Annotated in this window: 10 protein-coding genes and 1 pseudogene; 10 read left to right on the top strand and 1 reads right to left on the bottom strand. The window is 42.7% G+C overall.

The genetic code is table 11. The features are described from left to right. The first annotated feature begins 1 nt into the window (after position 1). The 4 genes from ggt (at position 2) to ACQ4MX_RS01485 (ending at position 5,294) form a co-directional block, all read left to right on the top strand. Entirely contained in the window at positions 2 to 1,582 is a 1,581-nt protein-coding gene (ggt, locus tag ACQ4MX_RS01500) for a gamma-glutamyltransferase (RefSeq protein WP_431088924.1), read from the top strand. A gap of 476 nt (positions 1,583 to 2,058) precedes the next feature. Next, positions 2,059 to 2,733 carry a response regulator transcription factor gene (locus ACQ4MX_RS01495; protein WP_137063941.1) on the top strand — a complete coding sequence of 225 codons (675 nt, stop codon included), beginning with the start codon at positions 2,059 to 2,061 and terminating at the stop codon, positions 2,731 to 2,733. Next, the gene (locus tag ACQ4MX_RS01490; RefSeq protein ID WP_431088922.1) at positions 2,730 to 4,097 is read left to right on the top strand and encodes a sensor histidine kinase; all 1,368 of its coding nucleotides are present in this window, start codon (positions 2,730 to 2,732) and stop codon (positions 4,095 to 4,097) included. Before ACQ4MX_RS01495 ends, ACQ4MX_RS01490 begins: the two co-directional genes overlap by 4 nt. Before the next feature lie 234 nt (positions 4,098 to 4,331). Beyond that, positions 4,332 to 5,294: an alpha/beta fold hydrolase gene (locus ACQ4MX_RS01485; RefSeq protein ID WP_431091230.1), complete on the top strand. Its 963-nt coding sequence runs from the start codon at positions 4,332 to 4,334 to the stop codon at positions 5,292 to 5,294. Between the two features lie 683 nt (positions 5,295 to 5,977). Here the strand turns inward: ACQ4MX_RS01485 and ACQ4MX_RS01480 are convergent. Continuing rightward, a complete protein-coding gene (locus ACQ4MX_RS01480; protein ID WP_431088921.1) occupies positions 5,978 to 6,871 on the bottom strand; it encodes a LysR family transcriptional regulator in 894 nt (297 codons plus the stop codon). A gap of 377 nt (positions 6,872 to 7,248) precedes the next feature. Between ACQ4MX_RS01480 and ACQ4MX_RS01475 the strand changes: the two genes are divergently transcribed. From ACQ4MX_RS01475 to ACQ4MX_RS01450, 6 genes and pseudogenes are all read left to right on the top strand, one after another. Beyond that, complete coding sequence (locus tag ACQ4MX_RS01475; protein WP_431088920.1) at positions 7,249 to 7,689, top strand: DMT family transporter; 441 nt, start codon at positions 7,249 to 7,251, stop codon at positions 7,687 to 7,689. A gap of 21 nt (positions 7,690 to 7,710) precedes the next feature. Next, positions 7,711 to 9,156, top strand: coding sequence for a glycoside hydrolase family 1 protein (locus tag ACQ4MX_RS01470; protein WP_431088918.1), 1,446 nt, complete (start codon positions 7,711 to 7,713; stop codon positions 9,154 to 9,156). Between the two features lie 105 nt (positions 9,157 to 9,261). Further along, complete coding sequence (locus tag ACQ4MX_RS01465) at positions 9,262 to 11,127, top strand: beta-glucoside-specific PTS transporter subunit IIABC (RefSeq protein WP_192512612.1); 1,866 nt, start codon at positions 9,262 to 9,264, stop codon at positions 11,125 to 11,127. Positions 11,128 to 11,386: 259 nt separating this feature from the next. After that, positions 11,387 to 11,701, top strand: a pseudogene (locus tag ACQ4MX_RS01460) (biotin-independent malonate decarboxylase subunit gamma); the annotation flags it as partial. Positions 11,702 to 11,906: 205 nt separating this feature from the next. Beyond that, positions 11,907 to 12,086 (top strand): hypothetical protein, encoded by a 180-nt coding sequence (locus ACQ4MX_RS01455; protein ID WP_431088916.1) that lies wholly within the window; start codon positions 11,907 to 11,909, stop codon positions 12,084 to 12,086. Next, entirely contained in the window at positions 12,083 to 12,202 is a 120-nt protein-coding gene (locus tag ACQ4MX_RS01450) for an arylamine N-acetyltransferase (protein WP_431091228.1), read from the top strand. The genes ACQ4MX_RS01455 and ACQ4MX_RS01450 overlap by 4 nt, the downstream gene beginning before the upstream one ends. The last annotated feature ends 317 nt before the right edge of the window (positions 12,203 to 12,519 follow it).

Here is a 12,519-nt window from a genome sequence, read left to right as displayed (position 1 = left end):
AATGGTTGCACCGATTACAGGAACACAGACGATGGTTGTCAGCCCTCATTACTTGGCAAGCGCGGCCGGATCGCTTATTTTGCAGCAGGGAGGTAACGCTTTTGATGCCGCCGTGGCGGTGAGTGCCTGTCTTGCCGTCGTATACCCACATATGACGGGATTGGGTGGCGATTCCTTCTGGCTGACCTATAGCAGCCAGGAGGGAAAAGTCAGGGCCTATAACGCGAGCGGCCGTTCGGGCAGCCGGGTTACAGCCGCCTGTTTTGCGGGCGAATCTGCCATCCCGCAGCGGGGACCCCGCAGCGTCATTACCGTGCCGGGCATGGTGGACGGCTGGGATGCCGTACTGCGGGAATACGGCTCGAAGACACTGGCAGAGGTGCTAGAGCCCGCGATCCGCTATGCGCTGGAAGGCTTCCCGCTGTCGCCGGACCAGCATGCCAATACGACCGAGTGCTTCGAGGTGCTGGCGGCTTATCCGCAGACGGCCGCCATCTATCTGCCGGGAGGAAAGGTCCCGGAGCAGGGCAGCTGCTTTGTGCAGTCTGCTCTGGGAAGCAGCTTGCTGCAGATTGCGGACCATGGCCGGGACGAATTTTATTCAGGCAGTGTTGGTCAGGAGATTGTTCGCTCACTTGCGGAGCAGGGCGGTCTATTGACGCTGGAGGATTTTGCGAGGCACAGAGGTGAATGGGTGGAGCCGATCAAGGGGAGCTATCGTGGTCTTGACCTTTACCAGGTCCCGCCGAACTCACAGGGCTTTACCGGCATCATGGCGCTTCATATTCTCGAGCAGTTTGATTTGGGCAGTATAGAGCACGGTTCCTATGAGTACTATCACCTGCTTGTGGAGGCGCTGAAGCTGAGCTTCCGTGAGCGAAACCGGTATTTGACAGATCCACGATTTTCCTCCATCCCTCTGGACCGTCTGCTGTCCAAGTCCTACAGCGCGGATCTGGCAGCCTGCGTCGATATGGACCACTCTCTGTCGATGGATACCCAGCCTGTAGGCAATGATACGGCGTACGGGGCGGTTGTAGACGGAGAGGGAAATGCCGTCTCCTTTATCCAAAGCCTGTATTTTGAATTCGGATCAGCTGTGACGGGAGGAGACACCGGCATTCTGCTGCAAAACCGGGGCTCGTTCTTTTCCCTGGATCCTTCGCATGTGAACAGGCTTGAACCGGACAAGAGAACATTTCATACGCTGATGCCGGCGATGGCCTGCCGCAATGGAAAGCCATATATTTTATATGGCACCCAGGGAGGGGAAGGCCAGCCGCAGACGCAGACCGCGCTGCTGACCCGTATGGTCGATTACGGCATGGACCCGCAGACCGCCGTACATGAACCGCGATGGGTGTGGGGCCGAACATGGGGGGAGGAAACGCAGGATCTGAGACTGGAAGGCCGGATCGCTGAAGAAGTGCAGCGTCGTTTGAAGCTGGCCGGGCACGTGGTAAAACCGGTTGAGGATTTTGCCGGAGCCATGGGGCACGCGCATGCCATTTTGATCGATGACAGCGGCTTGCGGATCGGCGGCACGGACCCCCGCTGCGATGGAGCGGACATCGGCTGGTGATCCGGGAACGGGACATAGCCTTAACAGCACACATTAGAAACGCCCTGATCGGGAAGAAAACTGTTTTCTTTCCTTGATCAGGGCGTTTTTTGCTGTTTCTATGCAGCCCGCGTGAATATTTTGCTCTTTCGTAATACTTTCGCCATGTTCACCGGGTCACTTATAACCGATGAATAAGGAGGTTGATGACACGGGAGGTATAACCGAGGCAGGGATTTAAGACGTCCCGCAGTGCCCGCCCTTTGGGTATTGGTAAAGATTCGATTTTGGTATCGAAGAGAAAAATATTGAACAAAAACCTACAGAAGAATCCCGCGCCTTGTCAGGACAACAGGACCATGATGAGGGCTTTGAGGCCCACGGATACCGGGAGGAATAACACTGTAAGATTATAGGAAGAATAGGAGTAATTCAATTTTATTTATAGTATAATGGTTACTTCAATAGGGGATGGAAAACAGGGAAAGAGGAAACGAATGCCTACTATACTGGTTGCTGACGACGATGCGAACATTCGCGAACTCGTCTGTTTATTTCTACGCAACGACGGATTCGCAACAGCCGAAGCCGCAGACGGCAAGGAAGCACTGACCGTCTACGCTACAACGCATGTCGATCTTGTCGTGCTCGATATTATGATGCCGATAATGGATGGTTGGACGTTATGCAAGGAGCTCAGAAGAGCCAATCCTGATCTTCCCTTACTTATGCTGACTGCGAGAGGCGAAACATGGGAGAAAGTGAAAGGTTTCGAACTTGGAACAGATGATTATTTGACGAAACCATTTGATCCACTGGAATTGACAGTTCGGGTCAGAGCACTGCTGAAACGCTACCGGATTGGCACCACGCAGACGATCCAGTTCGGCAACGTCATCCTTGATCGACAGACCTATAAGGTGATGAGAGGGACGGAGTCGCTCACGTTGCCGCTAAAGGAGTTCGAATTGCTGTATAAGCTCGCTGGAACACCTGGACAAGTGTATACGCGCGAGCAGTTGATCGATCAAATTTGGGGGATCGATTACGCTGGAGATGATCGAACGATAGACGTACATATTAAACGCCTGCGCGAACGGTTCGCGACTACACCCGATTTTCGTATAGAGACGGTGCGTGGGCTTGGCTATCGGCTTGAGGTTTACGAATGATCAGATCCTTATATACACGTGTTGTCCTGACATTTCTGGTCTCCGTCCTCACGGGCACGATCATTGCTTTTTTTGTAACATTTTGGGTGTTTGAAGAGAAATTGAACGAAAATTTGCAAACCACCTTATTTAACTTTGGTCAGGACATTGTCCGGGTTTACGAAACCATTCCGTTACGTGAAGCGGACTTATTCGTAAGTGGAATGAAACAACTCGATTCCTATTATATTCGAATTTTCGATGAAACGGGGCAGTTCCAGTCTTACGGAACGCTTAACGGACAAAATCCTGCTACTGTGACGATGGGTCAAGTAAGGAAAGTATTGGGTGGAGAAGTTGTTCAAGTTAATCCGAATAGTGTTTCAACCAACCTCTTGGGACTGAGGTTGAAAACGGAAATGGGAATGAAAGCGATGTTTGTGGAGCCGCTTATGTATCCTTCCGCCTCTTTTACCCAAAAGTGGTTATTTACTTTTTTGACCTATTCGTTGGTAACAGGAAGCCTATTGATTTTGGTTGCCTCTATATTCCTAGTTAGACCGATCAAAAAGCTGACAAAAGCGACCAGACGTATTGCAGCTGGAGATTTCAACGTCAAGCTGAATATTAAGCAAAAGGGTGAGCTAGGTACTTTGGCTCGCAGTTTTGAAGAAATGATGCATGATCTACAGCAACTTGAGCAGATGCGTAGGGAGTTCGTCACGAATGTGTCGCATGAAGTTCAGTCGCCGCTCACCTCGATATCCGGTTATGCTATAGCACTCAAGCAAGTAGACATAGCAGATCACGAGCGAAGCCGTTATCTCGATATCATCATCGCGGAAGCAGATCGGATGTCCAAGATGAGCGATAGCCTGCTAAAGCTGAGTTTGCTTGAATCGCAGTCACAGCAGATGCGGTTGGTCACGTTCAGCCTTGATGAACAGATCAGACGAGTCATCGTCGCGATCCAGCCGCAATGGTCGGCTCGCAACATCCGTTTCGAGCTCAATTTGAAGGCCGTTCGCCTATTGGCGGATCAAGATCAATTAAACCAGGTATGGACGAACATACTCGGTAATAGCATCAAATTTTCCAAGGATGGCGGCGTTATTAACATCAGCATCAAGCAAGATATTAAAAGCGTAACAGTCCGAATATCCGATACGGGCATTGGTATTTCCCTTGAGGACCAGAAGCGTATATTCGAGCGATTTTTTAAAGCTGATCGTTCCCACAGTCGTAAATATGGCGGTAGCGGTATGGGACTCGCCATCGTTAAACAGATCGTATCGCTTCATCAAGGCGACATCCGAGTGGAAAGTGAACCCGGCCAAGGAACGACCGTCATTGTCACCTTGCCAATCACAACGCCAACAGATTAGTTAGATTCATAGGGTATCATTCGGATTATCTAAACCGCATTTTCCATGATACAGCATTATATGCAGCTTCCTTGCATGTGACGACGTAGCATTTTTTTTGCTTGTTCATACTCCGTTCATATTGTCGTCATAGGGAGTACATCTTCTTTGGTTAAGCTTTCATTAGCGGCTCGTTAAGGTAGCCCAACAAACAGATGAGGACAGGAGAAGTTGAGCGTGAAACGAAGAGAGGTAATGAAAACGAGGAATGGAACGAGAACAAATAAAGTACGAAGCATTTTGCTTAAAATAATAGGAACAATAATTATAGCAATCGTGCTTTTTCTAGCCATTGTTTATACAGTTAATATTATCAGCAGCAAATCAGAGCAAGGAAAAATACAATCCTATGGTCAGTTCGTACCTGTAGATGGGAAAAAAATGAATGTTTTGATTCAAGGAAAAGGCGAAGAGACCGTCGTGTTACTACCAGGTTATGGAACAGCAGCACCAGCACTTGATTTTAAGCCGCTAGTAGAAGAGCTATCTCCATTTTACAAAGTCGTCGTTATCGAGCCTTTTGGTTATGGATTAAGTGATCTAACCGAAAAGGAACGAAACACAGAGAATATTGTAAGTGAAATTCATGAAGCTTTACAGAGTCTTAAAATTGACCGATATATTCTAATGGGTCATTCCATTGCAGGCATTTACGGACTGGATTATGTGAACAAATATGAAAACGAAGTGAGGGCATTTGTCGGAATTGATAGCAGTGTTCCAACACAAGGCGGTATGGATGCTGAATTACCAATAAAAACGTTTAAATTTCTCAAAAAATCAGGTTTAGCCAGATTGGTAATGAAACTAACTGGTGACCCATATGCTGGACTACCATATGATGATGAAACAAAAGAACAAATGAGAATTCTTTCTCTCAAAAACATGTATAATTCCAGCACCTCAAACGAAATGGAAAATATTTATCCTAATTTTAAAGCAGCTAAAAATTTAAAATTTCCAAAAAATCTGCCCCTTATTTTCTTTATACAAGCAAATAATACAGGTGTGGAAAGATGGATACCACTGCATGAAGAGCAAGTCAAAGATTCTGTACATGGAAAAGTAATGACACTTGAAGGAGAACATTATTTACACCATACCAAATCAAAGGAAATCGCTGAAAACTTCAGGAGCTTTATGAAAGAAATAAAATAAGTGCACTGAAAAAGGCACCTTCACTATTTTCTACAAATGTATAAGTGAAATAAAAACCGTCCTTTGGTCATATCCCTGTCAAGTAGACAGATGAAAAAAGCAATGCAGCCAGCGCGTGCCGATACTCAATCGGTGCGCGCTGTTTGAGTTTAGACTGGAATCACTGGTAGTTCGGCTAACGATAATTTTCGTCTCTTCCTTGTTCACAAAACCCGCATTTCTTTTAATTTTCAAATTAAATCATACAAGCTGCATTCAGAATTGATGTTATATATAATTGTCATAGTATAAGCTGTGGATACGATCTGCTCCAGCATGGATTCATATTGCTATTGCTGTGAAATAGATCTTTGCACGCGGTGGAAGCCTCGATCACAAGTGCGTCGAATTTGCTCTGCTTCTTCGGTCAAGTACTTGTTCCCCTTTGTCGTAAAGGACATAAACATGATCTTTTTGCAGATCAGATACCTCGTTCACTGAATGGGTGGATGGACAGATGCAGAAAATGATAGAACCATATTTCAAGATATTCTGAAAAGTCATTTCGGATTTAAAAAATCGCTTGATTATTGAACAAGAGAATTAATATAGAGGAACGATGCTCTATTAGATCGCTTTCTAGTTACTGTAGTTAAGATTCTAGGAGCGTATTCTTCAAAAAGAAGCCCTTTATATAATTAAATTTATACTGTACTGCTTTGAAAAAGCTCAATAAACCTTTGAGCTGCTGAAGAAAGGGGCAAATCTTTTTTGATAGCAATACTTAGAAACCTTTTAGGTATGGTTTCTTGGATTGGTACTATGAATAGCTGTTGTTGATCCAAATCGCTGCGAACAAAATCCTCGATTACACATGATATGCCCAAACCTTTTTTAGCAAACTCAATTAACAGTTCCATGGTACTCAGCTCTACTTTGGGTATTACTTTTAAGCCATATGAAGTGAAAAAGTTGTCAATATATTTTCTTGTATTAAGTCCTTTCTGCATCAGAATGATCGGGTAATTTACTACTAGTTCTTTTAAGAATATTGGTTTATCACATATTTCTTTAAATCTCTCACCTACTATAAAACAATCTTGTATTTCTATTTTTCCAATCACCGTCAAAGAATCTCTGCTTCCGTTCAGATTGATGATTCCTATGTCAACTTCGCCTGACTCTAGCTGCTTAATTGTAGAATGAGTAGATTGATCTTTGATATAAATCTCGATATTAGGGTAAGCCAAGGAGAATGTTTCTAGGTATTGCATCAAGAAGTTACTACAAGCTGTTGTGCTTACGGCTATTCTTAGTTGGCCAGCATCTAAATTTCTTAATTCCAAAAATTTTCTTTCAGCTGCCTGTAATAACTCATAGCTTTGTTCTACATATTGAAATAATATCTCTCCTTCCGCAGTAAGGGACACTCCTTGTGCTCTTCTATGGAACAACTGTCCACCTAGCTTATTTTCAAGCAGTTTTATGGACTGACTAACTGCCGATTGTGATGTAAACAGTTCCTTTGCCGCATTAGACATACTTCCAGCTTTTACTGTGATATAGAAGATCTTATAGAGTTCATGATTAATATCCATATAAGTAATTAGTATACCTCCTATACTTATTATTAATTTTACTTATTATATTGCGTGAATTATACTCGGGTTGTCAATGATTAATCAATAAATTGAGAAGGTGATCAATCTAGTATTCCCATATTTAAGATATATTATTGACTCATCTGTAGGGGATATTCAATCTTCAGAATTTGAGAGGGGATAATACTGAATGTTTCTGATTTCTATTCCATTGCTCCCTAAATAGGAGGTGGGATTACTTTTGCAATGGACACACTTGAAACCGTTCTTTTGGTATTTTCTCGTGGTTCTGAAATCGGATAAACGATTTATTGAAGCACTTCGTTCTATTTCCGATTGGCTAATCGATCAAAGTAAGAGAAAGGGGAACATACATGGCTATCGTATTCATAATTTTCGCATTATTGGCAGGAATGGCCTTACCTACACAATTTAGTGTTAATGCGCAGCTAAGGACGGTGGTGGGATCACCTATTGTTGCTTCGGCCATTTCTTTTACAGTAGGTGCCATCTCATTAATAATCATATCTTTTTTTGTAAAAGGACCATTGTTCAAAAAAGAATGGTTTGAAGCTCCCTGGTGGATGTGGACAGGAGGACTACTGGGTGCTTTCTATGTATTGGCGACAACCATTCTTATGCCCAGAATAGGAGTAGCAGCTACGGTTGGATACGTTTTAGCTGGACAAATAATCGTATCGGTGATCATTGATCATTTTGGATTAATTGGTGCTAGTATGCACACTTTGAATATTCCTCGATTATTGGGAGCTTTTTTGGTTATTGCAGGAGTCTTTGTCGTACAAAAATTTTAAATACACTTGGGGGGATCGTACATGAGCAAAATAAGAAAAGACTTTCTGTGGGGAGGGGCTATTGCTGCTAACCAAGCAGAAGGTGCACATCGTAGGGATGGAAGAGGGTTAAGTACCGCTGATATTCAGCCGTTTATTCCAAGGGCTGATCCTACTGATCTACATTTTAATAACATGGATTCAGAAACATATGAAAAATACAAACATGGGACATACTATTTCCCTAAGCGCCAAGGAGTACATTTCTACGAACGATACCGTGAGTATGTCGATGCGTTAGCAGACATGCATGTAAAAACATTGCGGTTGTCTATTTCTTGGAGCAGGATTTTTCCGAACGGAGATGATCCCGTTCCAAACGAGCAGGGTTTGGCCTTCTATGATCGATTATTTGAGTACATGAAAGAAAAAAATATTGAGCCGATCGTCACGATTTTCCATTATGAAATGCCTTTAAATTTGGTTGAGCAATATGGCGGTTGGACAAACCCGAAACTGATTGATTTCTTCGTGAAGTATGGGCAAACCGTCCTGCAAAGATATCACGAAACCGTTAAATATTGGATCATTATCAATCAAATTAACCTTGTCCACAAAGAAGCATTTGCCTCCCTTGGCATACTGAAAGATAAAGTTGATCATTACGAGCAGTCTCAGTTTCAAGCGGTTCATCACCAATTCGTTGCTTCTGCAAAGATTACTGAGTTTGGCCACAAGCTAAACCCATCCCTTCAAATGGGAATGATGTTGGCCGATACATTAACTGCCTCTTATTCATGCGAACCTGCAGATGTCGAACTGAATTTTAGACGGAATCGAATGCAATACTTCTACAGCGACGTTCTGATTCGAGGAGAGTATCCAGAATATGCATTGACGTATTTCGAAGAACATGACATCCAGTTGGAAATTACGGAATCGGAGAAAGAGTTGCTTCGGAACAATACAGCTGATTTCCTTGCAGTCTCTTATTACTGGTCAAATACTGTTAAAGCTAGTGAGAATACGATGGACCCTAATTCTACCGTCAAAAACCCCCATTTGAAAGCGAATCGCTGGGGCTGGTCCATCAATGCGTCAGGATTATATCTCTGCATGTCTAAGTATTGGGACAGGTATCATGTTCCCATGATGGTGGCTGAGAATGGTCTTGGATTTAAAGATGTTTTAACATCTGACAACAAAGTTCATGACGATTATCGTATTGAATACCACCAGGAACATATTGCTGCGCTGAAAGAGGCAATACGTGAAGGGGCAGATGTTTTTGCCTACTGCAGTTGGGCCCCTTTTGACATCATCAGTGCAGGTACTGCAGAAATGAGCAAAAGATATGGCTTTATTTATGTGGACTATGATGATGAAGGTAACGGAACTGGGCAATTCCATTATAAAGATAGCTTTTACTGGTATAAGCAAGTTATTGATACAAACGGCGAGGATCTTCATAGAACCACCAACGATTAGGATGAGAATCACTAAATGATTAAGGCACCCCCGGATCATTTTGTATCGTTTCAGTAATACGGTATGTGGAAAATGGTCCGGGCATTTATAATAGGGGGGACAACTATGAGTTATCAAAAGTTGGCAAAGGATATTCTGGATGGTGTAGGAGGGAAAGAGAACGTCAATGCGGTTTGGCATTGTGCCACGAGATTGCGATTTAAATTAAATGATGTGAGTACTGCAGATACCAAAAAGATTGAAAACACAGATGGGGTCATTACCGTCGTCAATAGTGCCGGACAGTATCAGGTGGTTGTTGGTAATTCCGTTGCTCAAGTCTATGATGCACTAACATCATTACCTGGGATGACATTACATGCTTCTACCAACAATGAAAGCGCTTCAGAAAAAAGAGTTGGGAAATTTAATCCTGTCAGTCAGTTGATGGATTTTGTTTCGGCCGTGTTCACGCCATTTCTGGGAGCCTTGGCTGGAGCTGGAATTTTAAAAGGTATTCTGGCTTTATTTATAACAATGAACTGGATATCGACCAACAGTGGTGCGTATAAAATATGGAACGCAGCAAGTGATGCCATTTTCTACTATTTGCCGATTTTCTTGGCATTTACTGCGGCCAAGAAGCTGAAAGTCAATCAATTCGTAGCCGTTTCGTTAGCTGGTGCACTCATTCATCCATCTTTAGTAGAGATCGTATCCAATTCACAAACGATTGATTTCTTCGGTATTCCGATTGTTCCAATTACGTATACGGCGTCTGTATTTCCTATTCTGTTATCGATTTGGGGCCTCTCTTACCTGGAACCTGTGCTGAATAAATTCTTTCCGGAATCAATTCGTAACATGTTAACCCCTCTGGTTTCGCTAATGATTATGTTGCCTTTAACTTTGGCTGTAATTGGGCCTGTAGGCACAAAGATCAGTGACCTGTTCGCCATGGTATTGTTAGCAATATACGGTTTTTCGCCGTTATTCGCTGGGTTAGTGTTAGGAGCTTTCCATCAATCGATCGTTATTTTCGGAATCCATTGGGCGCTGATTACGCTGATGATAAACAATGTTGCTAATCAAGGATACGACCAATGGCTACCTATCGTATGTGCAGCCGTACTTTCCCAAGCTGGTGCTGCTCTAGGCGTATTTTTGAAAACCAAGGATGCCAAAATCAAAGGCCTATCGGGTTCTGCAGCAATCACAGCCATTTTTGGTATCACTGAACCTGCAATTTACGGCGTAACCCTTAAGTTAAAGCGTCCATTCTACTGTGCAATGATTGCTGCCGGTATTGGAGGCGCTGTCATTGGGTCGTTTGAAGTACATGCATCCACTTTCACATTTCCGAGCTTGTTGGCAATTCCAACGTATTTAGGACAAGGCTTTATTGGAGAAGTCATCGGATTGATTATTGCATTCTTTGGAGCAGTCATTTTAACCTATTTCTTCGGTGTATCTAACAAGTCTGGGACGAATTCCATAAGCGTTCAAGCAAATCCAAACGACGTTGTGGTACCTGTGGATGGCCAAATTGTTCCTTTAAGCAGTGTAAGCGATGAAGTGTTTGCTTCTGAAGCGATGGGTAAAGGAGCAGGGATTATTCCAATAAGCGGAATTGTTACAGCTCCGGTAAACGGAACGGTAAGCAGCGTGTATAAAACCGGGCATGCTATCGGCATTGTTTCTGATTCCGGTGTGGAACTTTTGATCCATATCGGCATTAATACCGTGAAATTAAAGGGACAACACTTCAAACCCTTGGTTAAGGAAAATGACAGAATTACGATTGGAGACAAATTAGTTGAGTTTGATTTGGAGCAAATCAAGGCTGCAGGTTATGATCCTACGGTAATGGTTATTGTTACGAATTCATTTAATTATGATCAAGTGCATGTGAATCTGGAGGATCCAAATTCAAAACAGTTATTACATGTGATTCCTGCAGAACCTGGGAATTCGTCCTCGAATCCAGTTTAACACAAGACAGCATGGATTTGATTTTGGAAGTAAATTGAAAAAAACGTATAACAACCAGCTATAGCTATTATAGCTGGTTGTTTTTCTAGTAGATAGTTCTGTTGCTAACAAAGAAAAGGATTGAGATATTACGAATGCTTGGGTAGTTCAGCAAAGTATTGACATTAAAGTCTCGAAATAGCCTTATCGACTTCGAGAGGTAATGAGTCTGCTTCCAGGACAATGTAATTCAAAGCCTCTTGAAACACGTTGATCCAGATCAGTTGTTCCTAATCCGTATAATCGTTTTCCTCGAGTACGTAATGGTGAAATCGGACTAGAGGAAGGTTGGGCGATTGCAAAATGCATCCGTCAAGTGATCGAAGAAGATAAAAATAAAATTGTTGCTATTGTCGATGTCCCAAGCCAAGCGTATGATTATCGTGAGGAGTTGTTCGGTATTCACTATGCCTATGCAGCCGCAGTTGACGCGTATGCATCGGCTCGTCTGGCCGGACATCCCGTGATTTCCCTTCTGGTTGGTAAAGCTATTTCGGTAGCGTTTCTTGCCCACAGATATCAAGCTAGCCTAATTTAGCTCTTAAACAATCCAGGTGCGAACGTTCATGCCATAGAAAGCAACCGGAATATCGTGTCCGTTAATAGTATTTTCTTTAACCGACCACGAATGAAGTTGTAATTCCGTATGATAACCAACACATCTCTTTGCTAGCAAATGATAGATTCAATGTCTACATTTCCCCCCCGGAAGAGGTGTAATGATGGAGGAATGAACCAATATGTTAAACCTAAATAAATTATTGCGTAATAGATTAGGAATAAGTTGGGACAATGAATTAGAACTTGAAGATTTAAATACTATTATTGAAAAAACAGCAAAAACAATTCCATTTGAAAATTTAAGTATTATAAACAATTCGTCGAGTAAAATAACACCTGAAAATCTAATAAAAAAATAATCGAACGCAATGAAGGTGGACTTTGCTATGAATTAAATTCATTATTTTATTTCTTTTTAAGTGAAAATGGGTATAATGCAAAAGCTAATTCGCTGTATGAGGTACGACTATACTAGTCGAAGCTGGAGTGCTATAGGAGAAACACATGTTGCTATTATAATCAATCATAACGATGGATCGGATACACTTGGTTGGACAGAAAAATTAAGGGCTAGTAGAATAATTACAACATACAAGGAGCGGATCTACTATGCCAAGAAAAAGACGTACAGTTACAGACGAGTTCAAGAGACAAGTGGTTCAACTATATGAGAATGGAAAATCAAGAGCAGATATTGTGGAGGAATATGAACTTTGGGCTACATGAGCCCAGTAAACTACAGAAAATCAGCCCTTAAAAAAGTTGTCTGAATTAGTGTTGACAATCCAATGA

This window comes from Paenibacillus sp. 8b26 (assembly GCF_050626875.1).
Taxonomy (GTDB): Bacteria; Bacillota; Bacilli; order Paenibacillales; family Paenibacillaceae; genus Paenibacillus.
This window is presented reverse-complemented; position numbering and strand designations above follow the sequence as displayed.